A 17,279-nucleotide genomic window follows, 5' to 3' on the forward strand; every position below is an offset into this window, starting at 1 on the left:
ATGACGCGCTTCCTCCCGACCGCGCTGGCGCGCGACCTGCCGGCCTCCATCGTCGTGTTCCTGGTCGCCCTGCCGCTGTGCATGGGCATCGCCGTCGCCTCCGGCGTGCCGGCGGAGAAGGGGCTGATGACCGGCATCATCGGCGGCATCGTCGTCGGCCTGCTGGCCGGCTCGCCGCTCCAGGTCAGCGGCCCGGCCGCCGGCCTCGCCGTGATCGTCTTCCAGCTGGTGCAGGATTTCGGCCTCGCGATGCTGGGCCCGATCCTGGTTCTGGCCGGGCTGCTGCAGCTCGGCGCCGGGCTGCTGCGCCTGGGCCGGTGGTTCCGCGCCATCTCGCCCGCGGTGGTGCACGGCATGCTGGCCGGCATCGGCGTGCTGATCGTGGCGGCGCAGGTCCACGTCCTGTTCGGCCGGTCGCCGCTGCCGGACGGGCTGCAGAATCTGGCGGCAATCCCGGCGGCCCTCGCCGGCCTCGTGCCGCTGCAATGGTCGTCCGGCTCGGCCGCGGTGCTGGCCGGCGGCGCGACCATCCTGGCGATGGTGCTGTGGGAGAAGCTGCGGCCCCGGTCGATGCGCCTCGTCCCGGGCGCGCTGGTCGGCGTCGCCGCCGGGACGATCCTGGCCGTGGCCCTGGCGCTGCCGGTCCAGCGCGTGGAGGTGCCGGACGCGATCCTCGCCAGCATCTCGGTCCCCACCATGGCCGACCTGTCGCGGCTGGGGGAGACCGGGATCCTGCTCGCCGCGCTGGTCATCGCCGTGATCGCCAGCGCCGAGACGCTGCTGTCGGCCGCGGCGGTCGACCGGATGCATGACGGCGCTCGCACCAACTACGACCGTGAGCTCTCCGCCCAGGGCGTCGGCAACCTGCTCTGCGGCCTGGCCGGCGCCCTGCCGATGACCGGCGTGATCGTGCGCAGCTCGGCCAATGTCCAGGCCGGGGCGCGGACGCGCTGGTCGACCATCCTGCATGGCTTTTGGCTGCTCGCCGCCGTGGCCCTGATGCCCTGGCTGCTGCGCGAGGTGCCGATGGCGTCGCTCGCCGGCGTGCTGGTGGTCACCGGCTGGCGGCTGGTCAGCCTCAAGCATGTCCGCGAGCTCCTGCACCGGCACGGCGTGCTGCCGGCGGCGATCTGGGCCGCGACGGTCGTGATGGTGGTGGCGACCGATCTCCTGACCGGCGTCCTGGTCGGGCTGGGCCTGTCGCTGCTTGAGGTGGTGCCGCATCTCCGGCGCCTGCCGCTGCGCATCGGGCGCCGGGACCTGCCGTCCGGCGAGACCGAGCTGCGGCTGGAGGGCGCCGCCACCTTCCTGCAGCTTCCGGTGCTGCTGCGCACGCTGGAGGCGCTGCCGGCGGGCGCGACCGTGCGGGTCGATGCCGGCCGGCTGGCCCATATCGACCACACCAGCATGGAGACCATCGCCGACTGGGCGGAACGCTGGACGGCCTCGGGCGCGCGGGTCGAACTGCACGAGCCGTCGGCCCAGCCGCACGGCCAGCGGCTGGCCGCGGCGCTGGGAACCCCGTGACGGATGCGAAGGCGCCGCGGCAGGATCCCGCGGCGCCTTTGCGGCGTCACCGCCGCTCGATCAGGTCCTTCAGGCCGCGCGTGATCTGCTGCTGCAGGATCGGCTTGGTCCATACCGGGCGGCCCCGGTGCAGCAGCTCGATCTCCGCTTCCGATTTGGCGGTGACGAAGGCGAAGGGGATGTTGCGCTCATCGAGCACATCGGCGGCGGCGTAGACCTCGGTGCGGCCGAGGCCGATATCCAGGAGCGCCGCGTCCAACTGCTCCGAGCTGGCGATCCGGACCGCCTCGCGCAGCGTGCCGACGGGCCCGACCACCTCGAGCCCGGCGGACCGGACGATATCTTCCAGCATGGCGGCGATCCAGGTGTCGTCCTCGACGATGAGAACCCGGGGCGGCGGCACATGGCCTTCCATCTCACCTCCTTGCCCTGCGGCCTTCCGGCGCGCCGCGCCGACATGGGCCTTGGGACCAGAATCGACGAAGACAGAAAGTCGTGTCGAGCCCGCCCGGCCAAGTTCCCGCCGATCCCTCCCATCGGGGGCAAGACACCTCAATCAGCCCGTCTCTGTCTCTACATACGGTGCTATTGATATTAACCTGACGATGTCGGCATTTGTCCCAATGGCCGGCTCACAATTGAGCCGAGCCTTCCGGATCGCCGATCTGCGACTGTTGTTTCATGCCGCTTGCTGGCCCGACTGGTGCCGCGATCCGGCGGCCGCGAGAAGCGCCAACCTGATCTCCTGCAGCCGCGAGGGGCGGCCGTTCTCAGGCATGCCTTCGTCGGTCGCGACATCGGCCAGGTATTCGGTCCAGACCGCGTCCGCCAGGTCTTCGGGCGCCGTCTTGGAGGAGCGAGGTGATGCAGCCGCCGGCAGCGACGGCGGCCGGAGGGACTCCCACCAAGTGTCGTTCGCCGCGGAAACGCTCTCGGCTGCGCCGTAGCCGCTGTGCAGCCAGACGAGCCAGGCCTGGTTCGGGATCGGGTCGAAGCGGATCGCCCCGGGTCCGGCCGCCGGCCGGGTGTCGGCGGCCGCCTTCGGCCGGCGCTCGTCATGGACGACATAGGACAGGCCCTGCCGTTCGGCATAGGCGACGGCGGATTGCAGGCTCGGGAAGCGGAGCTCGATCTGCGGCAGCGGGTCGTCCCCCGCGGTCCAGCCCATCAGCGGCTCGACCCGGCCGGGCGTCCGCCGGTCGAAGACGAGCCGCCACTCCCGCGTGCCGGCGCGGCCCGAGGTCGTTGCCGACCGGGCCGGGCGGACAATGTGGGCGACGGCGTCCCGCGGGAATCTCGTGCGGCCGTCGGCCTGCCGAACCCGGCGGTTGTCGTTGTCCGGCCGGAGATCGGTCACCGCGGCCGGAAGCTCGGGCTGGATCTCATACGCTTGGAGCGTGTCCATCGCAGGCTCTCCCCTGGTCTGTGACGGATGTCGGAAACGACGGAGCAGCGGCGCCGGGCCAGTCCCGGCGCCGTGTCTTTCGGGTGCGGCGGCGTCAGGCCACCTTCTTGCCGGCTTCGATCTGCGGCGTCTCGGCCTTCGGCAGGGCGGTGCCGCGCGAGATCTCGATCCGGCGCGGCCGCATCTCCTCCGGCAGCTCGCGCTTGAGGTCGATCGTCAGCAGGCCGTTCACCAGGTTGGCGCCGACGACCTTGACGTGATCGGCCAGCTCGAAGCGGCGCTGGAACGCCCGGCCGGCGATGCCGCGGTACAGATACTGCGCGCCGTCCTCGCCCGACTTGGCGCCGCGCACGACCAGCACGTTCTGCTGCTGCGTGACGGTCAGCTCGTCCTGGGTGAAGCCGGCCACCGCCATGGCGATGCGGTAGTCGTCGTCGCCGGTCTTGACGATGTCATAGGACGGCCAGTTGTCGATCGGCTCGACCCGGCCGGCGGATTCGAGCAGGTCGAAGATGCGATCGAAGCCGATGCCCGACCGGAACAGGGGGGAGAAGTCGAGGGTTGTCCTCATAGCCATATCCTCCGCATGAGCAACATGGATACGAGAGGGCGCCAGGATCGCGATGGAGCGGCCCGGCGCCTCCTGGACCGCCGGTCCCCGAATGGGCGACCGGTGATTGTTGATGTAGAACAACGGGTTGTGAGTTCAAGAGGGCGACCATTGGGAGCACAGCGATGAGCCTGACCGCAGAGGATGTCGCGACGGTCCTGGGGCCGGTCGAAGAGACGCTGGTGGCCGACATCATCCGCACCGGCGCGAGCCGGGAGGAGTTGGTCCAGGCCTGGGCGTGGGTCAGCAGCGACGAGGCGATGATCGGCGACGGCCGGCCGCTGCCGAGCGGCAGGGTCGCCGCCCTGGTCGAGCTGCTCGCGCCCGAGGAGGAGGAGCCGGAGGCCTGATGGCGGCCTCCCGGCTCAGCTCCGCGACAGGACCCGGATCGGCCCGCTGCGGTCCAGCGCATCGACCACCACATGCGGGCCGGACCGGCGCAGGGCGACGTCGACCGCCGCCCCGTCGATCGCCAGGTTGCGCAGCAGGACCTCGTCGAGGAAGGCCGGCAGGACCGGCTGGTCGAAGGTCACGCTGAACTCGTCCGGATCGAAGCCGAGACCGAGGCAGGCCTGCAGCATGAACAGCGGCGCGGCCGCGGCCCAGGCCTGCGGCATGCAGGCGACGGGGTAGAAGGTCGGCCCGCGGGTCCGCTGCCGCGGGAAGCCGCAGAACAGCTCCGGCAGGCGGCGCAGGTCGATATAGGTCGAGGCGGCGAACAGCCCCTCGAAGATCCGCGCCGCCTCGGCCCGGAAGCCGTAGCGCGCCAAGCCCGCGGCAATCAGCGCGTTGTCGTGCGGCCAGACCGAGCCGTTGTGATAGCTCATCGGGTTGTAGCGGGCCTCGCTCGAGGCGATGGTGCGCACGCCCCAGCCGCAGAAGGACGAGGCGTCCATCAGTGTCCGGGCCACGACGGCCGCCCGCTCGGGATAGGCGATGCCGGTCAGGAGGGCATGGCCGGCGTTCGAGCTGCGCACCCGGCAGGGCCGCTTGTCGCCGTCGAGCGCCAGCACATAGGTGCCGAGGGCATCGTCGAAGAACCGCGCGTCGAACGCCGTCCGCAGCGCCACGGCCCGCCCGTCATAATCCGCCGCGCGGTCCGGACGGCCCAGCCGGCGGGCGACCTCCGCCGCCGCCTGCCAGGCACCGTAGACATAGGCCTGGACCTCGGCCAGGGCGATCGGGCCGCGCGCCAGCGTGCCGTCGCGATGGAAGACGGAATCGTGGCTGTCCTTCCAGCCCTGGTTGGCCAAGCCTTCGGCGGTGCGGCGGCCGTATTCGACGAAGCCGTCGCCGTCGCGGTCGCCATAGGTCTCGATCCAGCCGAGCGCCGCCTCGATGCTGGGCCACAGCCGCCGCAGCGTGACCACGTCGCCGGTGCGCCGCAGATAGGCCCCGGCCAGCATGACGAAGAGCGGGGTGGAATCGATGCTGCCGTAATAGCGGCGGAACGGCACCTCGCCGAGCTCGGCCATCTCGCCGCGCCGGACCTCGTGCAGGATCTTGCCGGGCTCGGCGTCCGCGGCGTCATCCAGCGCCGTCGCCTGGTTCGCGGCGAGATGGCCCAGCACGCCGCGGGCGATGGCGGGGTCGAGCCACAGGGTCTCCAGCGCCGTGATCAGGGCGTCGCGGCCGAAGACGGTGCTGAACCAGGGAATGCCGGCATAGGGGTACGGCCCTTCCGGCGTGTCCGTGATCAGCATGTAGAGGTCGGAGACGCTGCGGCGCACGGCCTCGTTGAAGATCTCGTTCGAGCCGGCGATCGACGCGGCCCGCGAGGAGGAGGCGCGAAGGGCGCGGCGGGCGTCGCGCAGGCCGGCGAAGAACGCCCGGCTCGACGGATGGCGGCGGGGCTGGTCCTCGCCGCAGCGGATCTCGAGGAACAGCGGCCGCGTCTCCTTCGGGCCGAGCTCGAAGGTGAAGCGGGCGCTGCCGCCGGTGAGCTCGGCCGGCGCCGGGTCGAAGGCCAGGGCCGTGGTCCGGGTCCGCCGGTCCAGCCCGGTGTAGCGGAGCACGACGCGGTCGGCGCCGATCTCCGGCTCGTGCAGCCGGCCCCGGACCTCCCGCTGCGCGCCGCGCACCTCGAACAGGTCGGCGAAATCGGCCTCGAAGACGATCTCGATCGAGACGCGCTGCGGTCGGTCGTCGAAGTTCCGGACCGCCAGCCGCTCGAAGCAGGTGGCGTTCCACAGAAAGCGCGACCGGCGCAGATGGATCAGGTCGTGGCCGAGCAGCAGCCGGCCGGCCGGGTCGAACAGGTCGGGGTTGGTGAGGTCGCAGGTGAGGGCGGCGTTGTCGTCGCGCAGCGTCGAGCTGAGCAGCATCGGCCGCGCGCCGTCGATCGTGAGGTAGAGATGCGACAGGTGCCGCGTGTCGCGATGGAAGATCCCTTCGGGGCTGCCCGGGCCGGACAGCGCATCGCCATTGTGGTCGAACACCGCGAAGGTGTCGCCGTGCTTCAGCGTCCGGGGCCGCCGTTCCTGCAGGGAGGCGGCGGCCGGGATGAAGAACTGGGCGATCGGGGTGCGGTGGGAGCTGGGGGCTGGAGTATGGGGGATGGTCTCGGCGCTCACCCTGTGCATCGCCGAACTCTCTCCGTCGTTTCCAGAATCAGGCGGTCAGCGTCGGTCGCGGCAGCCTGCCGGGGCGCGCGCCCCGGCGCCACGAAAAGCCAACTAAGCAGCCTCGTCCTTTGGTCAAGGGCTCGTCGGGACGGAAATCCTCGTCCGGGGCAAATTGTCGCCCGCCAGCAACAGCGGCCAATCAGGCCGCCTCGGCCCGCAGCATCACGGTGGACAGGGGCGGCAGCGACAGCATGATCTCGCTGCCATCGCGGGCATCGCCGAGGACCACGGGATCGGGGGCGACGATCCCGCCGCCGCCATAGACCCGGGCATCGGTGTTCAGGATCTCGCGCCACGGCCCCGGATGCGGCACGACCATGCGGTATTCCGGCCGGGGCACCGGGGTGAAGTTGCACACCGCCAGGACCGGCCGGTCGCCATCCGCGCCCCGGCGCAGATAGGCGAAGACGCTGGCCTCGGCATCGTCGACCACGGTCCAGGTGAAGCCGGACGGCTCGGCGTCGCGGCGGTGCAGGGCCGGCTCGGCGCGGTAGATGCGGTTGAGGTCGCGGACCAGGCGCTGCACCCCGCGATGCAGCGGGTCGTCGAGCAGGTGCCAGTCGAGCTGGGCGTCGTGGTTCCATTCCCGCTCCTGGCCGAACTCCCCGCCCATGAACAGCAACTTCTTGCCCGGCGAGCTCCACATGAAGCCGAAATAGGCGCGGAGATTGGCGAAGCGCTGGGCCGTGTCGCCCGGCATGCGGCCGAGCAGCGATCGCTTGCCGTAGACGACCTCGTCATGCGACAGCGGCAGCACGAAGCGTTCGGTGAAGGCGTAGAGCAGCCCGAAGGTCATCGCGTTGTGATGGTATTTGCGGTGGATCGGGTCGTGCGCCATGTAGCCGAGCGTGTCGTGCATCCAGCCCATGTTCCATTTGTAGGAAAAGCCCAGGCCGCCCGCCGCCGGCGGGGCGGTGACGCCGGGCCAGGCGGTCGATTCCTCGGCGATCACCACGGCGCCGGGATGCCGCTCGGCCACCAGCGTGTTCAGGGCGCGCAGGAAGGCGATGGCCTCCAGATTCTCGCGCCCGCCATGGATGTTGGGGGTCCATTCGCCCGGGCCGCGACTGTAGTCGCGGTAGAGCAGGGAGGCGACGGCGTCCACGCGCAGCCCGTCGACATGGTAGCGGTCGAGCCATTCCAGCGCGCTGGCCAGCAGGAAGGCGGCGACCTCGGCGCGGCCGAGATTGTAGATCCAGGTGTTCCAGTCGCGGTGGAAGCCCTCGCGCGGGTCCTCGTGCTCGTAGAGCGCAGTGCCGTCGAAGCGGTGCAGGCCGTGGGCGTCGTTGGGGAAATGCGCCGGCACCCAGTCGACCAGCACGCCGATGCCGGCGCGGTGGCAGGCGTCGACGAAGCGGGCGAAGGCTTCCGGCGGCCCGAAGCGGGCGGTCGGCGCGAACAGGCCGAGCGGCTGGTAGCCCCAGCTGCCGGTGAACGGATGCTCGGCGATCGGCAGCAGCTCGAGATGGGTGAAGCCCATGCCGGCGACATAGGGGACCATCCGCTCCCGCAGCCCGTCCCAGTCGAGCGGCCGGCCGTCCTCGCCGCGCAGCCAGGAGCCGGCGTGCAGCTCGTAGATCGAGACCGGGGCGGAGGCGGCCTGCCGGGCGGCGCGGCCCTTCATCCAATCTTCGTCGGTCCAGCGGAAGGGCAGGGGCAGCGGTACCACTGAGGCGGTGCGGGGCGGCGCCTCGGTCTCGCGGGCCAGCGGGTCGGCGCGCTGCGGCAGCAGATGGCCGTGCCGGTCCAAGAGCTCGAACTTGTAGAGCGCGCCGTCCGCCACGCGGGGGATGAACATCTCCCATACCCCGCCGTGGTGGCGCAGCCGCATCGGATGGCGCCGCCCGTCCCAGCTGTTGAACTCGCCGACCACCGAGACGCGGCTGGCGTTCGGAGCCCAGACGGCGAAGCGTGTGCCCTCGACCCCGTCGATCGTGACCACCCGGCTGCCCAGGCAGCGCCGCACCGCCTCCGGGTCGCCCGCGACGAGGGCGCGCAGGTCCGGCTCGTCCAGCAGCACCCCGAAGGCGTAGGGATCCTCGGTCTCCTGCACCGCGCCGCCGGGCCAGGCGATGCGCAGCAGATAGGGCTCGTCTTCGTTCAGCATGCCGGCGAACACCCCGGCCGGATGGACCGGCTCCAGCACCGCCAGGCGGCGCCCGTCCGACCGCGCCACCGCCTCGACCCGGTCGGCATTGGGCAGGCAGGCGCGGACCGCGATGCCGTCCCCGGTCGGATGGGGGCCGAGCACCGCGAAGGGGTCGCCATGGCGTCCCGCGGCGATCGCGTCGAGGGCGGCGGGATCGAGGCCGGTCGGCAGCGCGACATCAGGCATGGGCCAGAACCTTCGCGTCGGCAGAGAGTTGGTCCAGGAGGGCGGCGAGGCCACGGATCGGCAGGCCGATCCAGGCGGGGCGGTTGGCCGCCTCGTAGCGGATCTCGTAGGCCGCCTTCTCCAGCGAGAACAGAGCGATCAGCGCCTCCTCCGCCTCCGGCTCCGCCCAGGGGCGCGGCGCGGCGCGGGCGACATCGCGATAGGCGCCGAGGAAGGCCTTGGTGGCCTCGGTGCGATAGCGCTGCAGAAGCGCCGCCCGGTGCTCCCGCATCGCCTCGGGGATGGCGTCGCGGGTGGCGTCGTCGGCCGTGGCCGCGGCGTAGTCGATCGATCGCAGCAGGCCGGCGACGTCGCGCAGCGGGCTCGACTTGCGCCGGCGCTCGGCGATCGGCCGGGTCGGCTCGCCCTCGAAATCGATCAGATAGGCGTCGCCCTGGGCGACCAGAACCTGGCCGAGATGGAAGTCGCCATGGATCCGGGTCTGCAGCGAGCCGCGCCCGGCGTCGGCCAGAAGCTCCACCAGCCGCGCCAGCTCGTCGCGTCCGGCCATCAGCCGCTTCGCCGCCTCCTCCGTCGCGGCGTCCGGCCAGTCGCGCATCGCCGCGAGCGTGGCGATGGCACCGTCGATCTCGACCAGCGTCTCCTCGATCCAGCCGCGGACCGCCTCGGCATCGGCGGGCTCGGGGGCGAAGGCGGGATCGTCGGACGGCTGCGCCAGCACGGCGTGGATCTCGGCCAGCCGCCGGCCGATCGCCGCGGCGAAGCCGGCCTCGTCGGCGAAGCCCTCGCCATCCGTGGCCTCGTCGGTCAGGGTCATCTCGTCCACGGTCCGGCGCAGATTGTCCAGGCTCCAGGTCCAGCCGTCGCCCTGGTTGCGGACATAGCCCTGGACGATCGCGAGGGTCCGCGGCTGGCCGTCGGCACCGATCCGCACCGCCTCGCCGAACAGCGGGGCGATGTTGGCCGCGCCGTGCTCGGTCAGGTACCGCCCCATCTCGGCCTCCGGATGGACGCCGGGGCGAATGCGGCGCAGCAGCTTCAGCACCAGCTGATCGCCGAGGACGAGGGAGCTGTTCGACTGCTCCGCCGCCAGCCAGTGGATCTCCGCATCCGGCGGCAGCTCGAAGCCCTGCATCCGCGTCGTCGGCAGGAACCGGATCTCGCCGTCATCGGTCGGGATCGGACGGCCGGTGCGCAGGCCGTCGACGAGGGCCAGCGGCAGGTCGCGCAGGGAGAAGCCGTCGGTCAGGAAGCCGACGCGGCGGCCGCGCCGGACGCGGGCGATGGCGAGCTGCTGCTGCAGCGCCGGCAGGCTGCCGTCCTCCCAGACGATGCCGAGCGGCAGCTGGTAGCAATCCGTGGTGCCGCCGGCGGTCGCCTCCACCTGGGTCAGCATCAGCTCGGTCCCGGGCAGCGGCACGGCGGTGGCGATGCGGATGCCGTCGATGTGCCGGTCCTTGGCCGCGAACCAGCGGCGCTTCGGCAGGTAGGCCGGCAGGCTCTCGGTCTCCAGGATCTGCCGTGATGCCGGGGACAGCACGTCGGTCACGCCGTTGCGCAGCACCAGGGTGACGAATTCCGGCATCTGCTCCGGCGGCTCGTGGTGCCAGCGCGGCGCCGCGGCGTCGGCCCGCAGCTGGAACCAGTAGAAGCCGTAGGGCGGCAGGGTCAGCAGATAGGTCAGCTGGCCGATCGGCGGGAAGACCGTGTCCCCGGTCAGCTCGACCGGTGACCGGCCCTCGAAATCGGCGAGGTCCAGCTCCACCGCCTGCGGCGCGCGCGACAGGTTGGCGACGCAGAGGATGGTCTCGTCCTCATAGCTGCGCAGATAGGCCAGGATCTTGCGGTTGCCGGGATAGAGGAAGCGCAAGGCCCCGCGGCCGAAGGCGCGGTGCTGGCGGCGCAGCGCCAGCATCCGCCGGGTCCAGTTCAGCAGCGAATGCGGATCGCGCGCCTGGGATTCGACGTTCACGGCCGGAAAGCCGTAGAGCGCGTCCATGATCGCCGGCAGCACCAGCTTCTCCGGATCGGCGCGGGAGAAGCCGCCGTTGCGGTCGGGCGACCACTGCATCGGCGTGCGAACGCCGTCGCGGTCGCCGAGATGGATGTTGTCGCCCATGCCGATCTCGTCGCCGTAGTAGAGGACGGGCGTCCCCGGCATCGACAGCAGCAGGCTGGTCATCAGCTCCATGCGCCGGCGGTCGCGCTCCAGCAGCGGCGACAGGCGGCGGCGGATGCCGAGATTGATCCGGGCGCGCCGGTCGGCGGCATAGACCTCCCACAGATAGTCGCGCTCGCTGTCGGTCACCATCTCGAGCGTCAGCTCGTCATGGTTGCGCAGGAAGATCGCCCATTGGCAGGTTTCCGGGATCTCCGGCGTCTGGCGCATGATGTCGGTGATCGGAAACCGGTCCTCGCGCGCGATCGCCATGTACATCCGTGGCATCAGCGGGAAGTGGAACGCCATGTGGCATTCGTCGCCGCGGCCGAAATACTCCTGCGTATCCTCCGGCCACTGATTGGCCTCGGCCAGCAGCATCCGGCCGGGATAGTGCTCGTCGAGATAGGCCCGGATCTGCTTCAGCACGGCATGGGTCTCGGGCAGGTTCTCGTTCGAGGTGCCCTCGCGCTCGATCAGGTAGGGGATGGCGTCGAGCCGGAGGCCGTCGACGCCGAGGTCGAGCCAGAACCGCATGACGCGCAGCACCGACTTCAGCACCCGAGGATTGTCGAAGTTCAGGTCCGGCTGGTGCGAGTAGAAGCGGTGCCAGAAATAGGCGCCGGCCACCGGGTCCCAAGTCCAGTTCGACTTCTCGGTGTCGCAGAAGATGATCCGGGTGCCGGCATAAGCCTGGTCGGTGTCGGACCAGACGTAGAAGTTCCGGGCGGCGGTGCCGGGCCTGGCCCGCCGCGCCCGCTGGAACCAAGGGTGCTGGTCCGAGGTGTGGTTGATCACCAGCTCGGTGATCACGCGCAGGCCCCGGCGATGCGCCTCGGCGATGAAGCGGCGCACATCGGCCAGGGTGCCGTAGTCCGGGTGCACCTCGGTGTAGGCGGCGATGTCGTAGCCGTCGTCGCGCCGGGGCGAGGGGTAGAAGGGCAGCAGCCACAGTGTGTCGACGCCCAGGCTGGCGATGTAGTCGAGCCTGGTGATCAGCCCCTTGAAGTCGCCGATCCCGTCGTCGTTGCTGTCGAAGAACGACTTCACGTGGATCTGGTAGACGACGGCGTCCTTGTACCAGACCGGGTCGTCGAAGCCGGGGGCGGGGGAACGGGGGGCCATGTCACACCTCCTGCGCCGGTCGGATGCGCCAGATCGCGAAGGGCTGCACGGCGGGGTCGAGGCGGATGTGCTGGATCTTGCCGTGCCAGGTGAACGCTTCGCCGGTCATCAGGTTCTCGGCCGCCAGGGCGCCGTGGTCGGGCAGGCCCCATTCCCACAGCGGGATCTCGATGTCCGCCTCCTGCGGCCGGTGCGGGTCGAGGTTGACCGCGACCAGCAGGACGTTGCCGCGGTCGGGCGTCGCCTTGCCGTAATAGAGGATGCTGTCGTTGAAGGCGTTGTAGAAGGTCAGGCCGAGATGGGTCTGCAGCGCCGGGTTGGCGTGGCGGATCCGGTTCAGCCGGGTGATCTCGGCGATGATGTTGCCGGGCCGGTCCCAGTCCCAGGCGCGCAGCTGGTACTTTTCGCTGTCGAGATACTCCTCCTTGCCCGGGACCGCCTGCGCCTCGCACAGCTCGAAGCCGTTGTACATGCCCCACAGGCCGGACAGCGTGGTCGCCAGCGCGGCGCGGATCAGGAAGCCCGGGCGGCCGCTGGTCTGCAGGAACTGCGGGTTGATGTCCGGCGTGTTGACGAAGAAGTGCGGCCGGAAGTAGTCCTTCGGCGCGGTCGTCGTCAGCTCGGTCAGGTAGCCGGTCAGCTCCGCCTTGGTGTTGCGCCAGGTGAAGTAGGTGTAGGACTGCGAGAAGCCGATCTTCGCCAGCCGGTACATCACCTTGGGCCGGGTGAAGGCCTCGGCCAGGAAGACGACGCCGGGGTCGCGGCTGCGGATGTCGGCGATCAGCCACTCCCAGAAGGGGAAGGGCTTGGTGTGCGGGTTGTCGACCCGGAACAGCCGCACGCCCTCGCCGACCCAGAAGGCGACGATGTCGCGCAGGGTCCGCCACAGCTCCGGCAGCGCCGCCTCGGCGTAGAACTCGACATTGACGATGTCCTCGTACTTCTTCGGCGGGTTCTCGGCGTAGCGGATCGACCCGTCCGGCCGCCAGCCGAACCAGCCGGGGTGCTCGCGCAGCCAGGGATGGTCGGGGGCGCATTGGATGGCGAAGTCGAGGGCCAGCTCCAGCCCGTGCTCGGCCGCCGCGTCGCGCAGCCGGCGGAAATCCTCGATCGTGCCGAGCTGCGGATGGATCGCGTCGTGGCCGCCCTCGGCCGCGCCGATGGCGTAGGGGCTGCCGGGATCGTCCGGCCCGGGGGTGAGGGTGTTGTTGCGGCCCTTGCGGTTCTTCCGGCCGATCGGGTGGATCGGCGGGAAGTACAGCACGTCGAACCCCATGGCGCGGATCACCGGCAGCCGCCGGATCACGTCGTCGAAGGTGCCGTGCCGGTGCGGGTCGCCGCTGGCCGACCGCGGGAACAGTTCGTACCAGCTGGCGAAGCCGGCGGCGCGGCGCTCGGCGTCCACCGCCTGCGGCGGGTCCTGGCGGACGGCGAAGGGCCGGCGGTCGGCCCTGGTCATCAGCGCCGCCGTCTCCGGCGCCTGCAGCCGCTTGAGCCGGTCCGCCGGCGCGGCCTCGGCGAAACCGGCCAGCAACGTCTCCAGCTCGGCCCGGATCCGGCCGCGGCAGGCGTCGCGCGCCCGTTCGACCAGCAGCCTGCCCTCCTCGATCTCGACCGTGAGGTCCAGCCCTGCCAGCTGCTTCTTGCGCAGGTCGGACAGGAAGGTGGCGAAGTCGTCGCGCCAGGCCTCGACGGCGAAGAGGTAGCGGCCCATCCGCTCCAGCGGGAACTCCCCGGCCCAGCGGTCGTTGCCGATCGGCGCCATGCGCCGCTCGCGCCAGCCCCGCTCGTCCTCCGGCCGCCAGAGCAGGGCGACGGCGGTGATCTCGTGCCCGTCGGTGACCACGTCGGCCTCGACCCGCAGGCTCTCGCCGGCGATGCGCTTGACCGGGAAGCGGGGATGGCCGGGGGAAGGGGAGACCGCCTCGATCGCCACCCGCGGCGCGCGGATCGCGCGGGCCAGATCCAGCTCGGCGGTGCGCGACGGGGCGGCGGCGACCGGTGTCGCGCGCGGCGCCTCCAGCACCCGGGTCTCGCCGGCGTCGAGTGTGATCGGGCTGCTGCCGTCCAGCCAGGCCGGCGCATCGCCCAGCTTGGGCGAGAACGGGCCGAACTCGCCGCCGATGCCGCGCAGCATGTCGACGGGCCGCACGGCGGCCGGGCGCTGCAGATCGGTGTTGGCCAGGATCAGCTCGGCCCTTTCGGGCGCCGCGCCGGCCTCGGTGCGGAGGAGGGCGACGACCGTGGCCCCCGGGCCGCTGAGGCTGCGCAGCCTGGCGGCCTTGCCGTCCGGCCGGGTCAGCGCCGCGATGGTGGCCGCGATCTCCTCGCTCAGGTCGAAGGCCGAGGTCTCCCGCGCCCAGCGAAGCTCGGCCTCGGCGGTGCCGGCGGCGGGCTCGCGGGCGGCGAATTCGAAGCCCATCGGCAGCAGCAGCCCGTCCCCCGCCGCGGCGGCCAGCCGCAGCGACCGCAGATAGGCGCGGCGCAGCAGTGGGGTGCGGCGGATGCGGGCCGCCAGGCGCGGTCCCGACGGCGGCTCGGGATAGGTGATCGCCGGCAGCACCGGCGATGCCGGGCACAGCGGCGACCGTTGCCACGCCTCCAGCAGCCCGGCGGCCGAGACATGGGCATCGAAGCCGCAGTCCCGCAGCAGGATCTGGTCCGGCTCCCGGTCGGTCCAGGCAGCGAACCAGATCCGGTCCGTCTCGGCCCGCGCCCGGGCGATGACCTCCGCCCAACGCCGCGCCTCGTCCGGGCTCGCGACCCGGCAGATGAAGCCGTCGACGCCGGCCTGGCAGGCGGCTACGAGCGGGGCCGGCAGCCGGGCGGCGGCCGCCTCGTCGAGCGCCGCCTTCGGCGTCCGGGATGGGAGGCGGCGCGGATCCGGCGGCGCGTCGTCGGCGGCCGGTCCCGCCGCCGCCTCGCCCTCCGCCGGGGCGAGCTGGAGGACGAGGCCCAGCCCGTGCCGGCGGCAGGCTTCGACCGCCAGGTCGATGGCCGCGCGGGATTGCGACAGCGCGGATGGGTCCGGCGGCGCCGCGACGACCAGATGGTCGAACCCCATCCGCGCGACCTGCGGCACGCGCTCGGCGAGGAAGGCCCCCGACAGCGACCCGAGGTCGCCGGTGAGGCTGTAGAGGATTCGGGGATCCCGGAGCGGGGCGGCTGCGGGGCGGCCGGACTTCCGGCGCAACTGGAGAGTCTGTCCGGGCATGTCCGGTCTCGCGGCAGTTGCGGCTAGGTTCTTCTTCCGAGAACGGGAGCCGCATCGCCGCGGTTCCTGACCGCGCCGATCGATGGAATTCAGGCGAAGCGAGGCCGCCGGCCGGCCTGCCCTATTTGACCGCGCCCGCGGTCAGGCCCCGGATGATGTAGCGCTCGAGGAACACGCCGATGATCGCGAGCGGCGCGATCGCCGCGGTCGACAAGGCCGCCATCGACCACCAGTTGATGCCTTGCGAGCCGGTCTGGCTGGCCACCATCACCGGCAGGGTCTTGGCGTCGGTGCTGGTCAGCAGCGCGGCGAAGAAATACTCGTTCCAGCACAGCACGACCGACAGGATGAAGGCCGCCACCATGCCGGGCAGGGCCAGCGGCACCACGATGCGCAGGAAGGCCTGCCACACCGTCGCGCCGTCGACCCGCGCCGCCTCCTCCAGCTCGATGGGAATCGAGGCGAACTGGTCGCGCATGATCCAGATCACGATCGGCAGCACCATCAGCGTGTAGACCAGGATCAGCCCGATCCGGGTGTCCAGCAGCGCCAGCTCCTTGTAGAGCACCAGGAACGGCATCGCCAGGACCACAGGCGGCAGGATCAGCTGCGACAGGAACCAGAAGGAGATGTCCTTGTTGCGCCACGGCCCGAACCGGTAGCGGAAGCGGCTGAGGCCGTAGGCGGCGAGCGAGCCGATGGCGACCGCCAGCAGCGAGGCGCCGATCGAGGCGACGACGCTGTTCTCGAAGCGCAGCAGGAACTCCTCCCGCACCGTCGAGGTGGCGCCGATCGTATCCGGCGACAGGCCGAGCGAGCGCCAGCCGCGCCAGTCCGGCTGGAAGTCGATCCAGGGGATCAGATGCCCCCGGGTGACGTCGACCGCGGTCTTGAACGAGGTGGTGACGGTCCAGTAGATCGGGAACAGCGAGATGAAGGCCCACAGCAGCGCCGCGGCGTAGAGCAGCGTGCGGCCGGACAGGCGCCGGAGGCGCAGGGGCGCCGCGCCGGTCATGTCAGCCGCCGCATCCAGCGGCTGACCAGGCTGAGCAGCGCGGTCACGAAGACGATGATCATCACGAAATAGACCTGCGCCAGCATGGTGCCGTAGCCGACATTCGATCGGTCCCGGTACTCGCGATAGATGAAGCTCGACACCGTGTCCGTGGCGCCGCCGGGGCCGCCCGCGGTCACGTTGATGACGATGTCGGCCAGCTTCAGCTCGAAGATGATCCGCAGGATCACGGCGGTGACGCTGACCGGCAGCATCAGCGGGAAGGTGATCTTCCAGAAGGACTGCCAGGCCTTGGCGCCGTCGATCCGCGCCGCCTCCAGGATGTCGTTCGGCAGCGCCTGCAGCCCGGCCAGCAGCAAGATCATGACGAAGGGGATCGAGACCCAGGCGTCCATCGCCATGATACTGAGCCGCGCCATCCAGGGCGAGGCGAAGAAGGCCGGATTCTCCCAGCCGAGATACCGGGCCAGCGACGCCGCCGGGCCGAAGCGGTACTCCATGATCGACTTGCCGATCATCCAGCTGACCGCGACCGGGCTCAGCATGAACGGCATCAGGAAGGCGACGCGGAAGAACTTGCGGGCGCGGATCTCCGCGTTCAGCAGCAGGGCCAGGCCGAAGGCGATGGCGTATTGCACCAGCACCGCCAGCACGTACCAGACCATGTTGCCGAGCGCGTTCCAGTAATAGGGATCGGCCCAGAGGGTGCGGAGGTTGTCGAGGCCGTTGAGCTGCCGGCCGGCGAAGGAACTGAGGTTCCAGTCGGTGAAAGCGATGTAGAGGCCGAAGACGGTCGGGAAGATCACCATCGACACGGTGAACAGCACCGCGGGCAGCAGGAACAGCGCCCGGTGCCCGGCCTCGCCCCGGATCATCACCTGCCCGGCGCCGAGCGCCACCGCCCAGGCCAGATAGGCGTAGAGCAGGGGGCGCCAGCTCTCGAAGCCGATCGCGACGACCCCCGCCGAGTCCAGCACCTGCAGCAGCAGCACCGCCGCGAGGCCGAGGGTGGCGAGCCCGATCAGCCATCGGCCCGCGACCTTGCGGCCGGCGGGAATGTGCGACGAGACTGGCTTGATGCTGTGATCGCCGGCGAGGGCGCCGGCGCTGATCTCCGCTTCGCTCATGCCGGTCGGGACCGCAGTTGCGTGCTGTCGAGGGCGACCTCCGCGTTGCCTCTCCCGCTTGCGGGATAGGTCGGAACCGCGTCAGCGGTTCCGGGTGAGGGCGTTCGTCGAGGCCTGTGCCAGCCCTCACCCGGACGTC

11 protein-coding genes are annotated in these 17,279 nt (G+C 71.1%); 2 read left to right on the forward strand and 9 right to left on the reverse strand.

Translation table 11 applies throughout. From position 1 onward, the window contains the following. Positions 1 to 1,527 (forward strand): SulP family inorganic anion transporter, encoded by a 1,527-nt coding sequence (locus G537_RS0110565; RefSeq protein WP_026870104.1) that lies wholly within the window; start codon positions 1 to 3, stop codon positions 1,525 to 1,527. Between the two features lie 46 nt (positions 1,528 to 1,573). Here G537_RS0110565 and G537_RS0110570 read toward each other — a convergent pair whose 3' ends face one another. The 3 genes from G537_RS0110570 to G537_RS0110580 form a co-directional block, all read right to left on the reverse strand. Beyond that, positions 1,574 to 1,942, reverse strand: a complete 369-nt coding sequence (locus tag G537_RS0110570; RefSeq protein ID WP_026870105.1) for a response regulator — start codon at positions 1,940 to 1,942, stop codon at positions 1,574 to 1,576. Between the two features lie 264 nt (positions 1,943 to 2,206). Next, a complete protein-coding gene (locus tag G537_RS37320) occupies positions 2,207 to 2,932 on the reverse strand; it encodes an NADH dehydrogenase ubiquinone Fe-S protein 4 (RefSeq protein WP_034851246.1) in 726 nt (241 codons plus the stop codon). Between the two features lie 94 nt (positions 2,933 to 3,026). Beyond that, the gene (locus G537_RS0110580) at positions 3,027 to 3,503 is read right to left on the reverse strand and encodes an Hsp20 family protein (RefSeq protein ID WP_026870106.1); all 477 of its coding nucleotides are present in this window, start codon (positions 3,501 to 3,503) and stop codon (positions 3,027 to 3,029) included. A 164-nt stretch (positions 3,504 to 3,667) separates the two neighbouring features. Here G537_RS0110580 and G537_RS0110585 point away from each other — a divergent pair, with 164 nt between their 5' ends. Beyond that, a complete protein-coding gene (locus tag G537_RS0110585) occupies positions 3,668 to 3,892 on the forward strand; it encodes a hypothetical protein (RefSeq protein WP_026870107.1) in 225 nt (74 codons plus the stop codon). A 15-nt stretch (positions 3,893 to 3,907) separates the two neighbouring features. On the opposite strand, the gene G537_RS0110590 is transcribed toward G537_RS0110585, so the two are convergent. The 6 genes from G537_RS0110590 to G537_RS0110615 all read right to left on the reverse strand — a co-directional run bounded on the left by G537_RS0110590 (position 3,908) and on the right by G537_RS0110615 (position 17,140). Next, positions 3,908 to 6,124, reverse strand: coding sequence for an amylo-alpha-1,6-glucosidase (locus G537_RS0110590; protein WP_026870108.1), 2,217 nt, complete (start codon positions 6,122 to 6,124; stop codon positions 3,908 to 3,910). A 181-nt stretch (positions 6,125 to 6,305) separates the two neighbouring features. Further along, positions 6,306 to 8,501 carry a 1,4-alpha-glucan branching protein GlgB gene (glgB, locus tag G537_RS0110595; RefSeq protein ID WP_034851248.1) on the reverse strand — a complete coding sequence of 732 codons (2,196 nt, stop codon included), beginning with the start codon at positions 8,499 to 8,501 and terminating at the stop codon, positions 6,306 to 6,308. Continuing rightward, positions 8,494 to 11,784, reverse strand: coding sequence for a maltose alpha-D-glucosyltransferase (treS, locus tag G537_RS0110600; protein WP_026870110.1), 3,291 nt, complete (start codon positions 11,782 to 11,784; stop codon positions 8,494 to 8,496). Before treS ends, glgB begins: the two co-directional genes overlap by 8 nt. 1 nt (position 11,785) lies before the next feature. Continuing rightward, the gene (locus tag G537_RS37325; protein WP_081688730.1) at positions 11,786 to 14,998 is read right to left on the reverse strand and encodes an alpha-1,4-glucan--maltose-1-phosphate maltosyltransferase; all 3,213 of its coding nucleotides are present in this window, start codon (positions 14,996 to 14,998) and stop codon (positions 11,786 to 11,788) included. 121 nt (positions 14,999 to 15,119) lie between these two features. After that, positions 15,120 to 16,013, reverse strand: coding sequence for a carbohydrate ABC transporter permease (locus G537_RS0110610; protein WP_026870111.1), 894 nt, complete (start codon positions 16,011 to 16,013; stop codon positions 15,120 to 15,122). Next, entirely contained in the window at positions 16,010 to 17,140 is a 1,131-nt protein-coding gene (locus tag G537_RS0110615; protein ID WP_081688731.1) for a carbohydrate ABC transporter permease, read from the reverse strand. The genes G537_RS0110610 and G537_RS0110615 overlap by 4 nt, the downstream gene beginning before the upstream one ends. Positions 17,141 to 17,279: the final 139 nt, after the last annotated feature.

The sequence above is a fragment of the Inquilinus limosus DSM 16000 genome, from assembly GCF_000423185.1.
GTDB classification, from domain to species: domain Bacteria; phylum Pseudomonadota; class Alphaproteobacteria; order DSM-16000; family Inquilinaceae; genus Inquilinus; species Inquilinus limosus.

Bases quoted from the DNA above. Each gene is read 5' to 3' on its own strand.
- G537_RS0110615 (WP_081688731.1), bottom strand. From the start codon at position 17,140: ATGAGCGAAGCGGAGATCAGCGCCGGCGCCCTCGCCGGCGATCACAGC.
- G537_RS0110590 (WP_026870108.1), bottom strand. From the start codon at position 6,124: ATGCACAGGGTGAGCGCCGAGACCATCCCCCATACTCCAGCCCCCAGC.
- G537_RS37320 (WP_034851246.1), bottom strand. From the start codon at position 2,932: ATGGACACGCTCCAAGCGTATGAGATCCAGCCCGAGCTTCCGGCCGCG.
- G537_RS0110585 (WP_026870107.1), top strand. From the start codon at position 3,668: ATGAGCCTGACCGCAGAGGATGTCGCGACGGTCCTGGGGCCGGTCGAA.
- glgB (WP_034851248.1), bottom strand. From the start codon at position 8,501: ATGCCTGATGTCGCGCTGCCGACCGGCCTCGATCCCGCCGCCCTCGAC.
- G537_RS0110610 (WP_026870111.1), bottom strand. From the start codon at position 16,013: ATGACCGGCGCGGCGCCCCTGCGCCTCCGGCGCCTGTCCGGCCGCACG.
- G537_RS0110565 (WP_026870104.1), top strand. From the start codon at position 1: ATGACGCGCTTCCTCCCGACCGCGCTGGCGCGCGACCTGCCGGCCTCC.
- treS (WP_026870110.1), bottom strand. From the start codon at position 11,784: ATGGCCCCCCGTTCCCCCGCCCCCGGCTTCGACGACCCGGTCTGGTAC.
- G537_RS0110580 (WP_026870106.1), bottom strand. From the start codon at position 3,503: ATGAGGACAACCCTCGACTTCTCCCCCCTGTTCCGGTCGGGCATCGGC.
- G537_RS37325 (WP_081688730.1), bottom strand. From the start codon at position 14,998: ATGCCCGGACAGACTCTCCAGTTGCGCCGGAAGTCCGGCCGCCCCGCA.
- G537_RS0110570 (WP_026870105.1), bottom strand. From the start codon at position 1,942: ATGGAAGGCCATGTGCCGCCGCCCCGGGTTCTCATCGTCGAGGACGAC.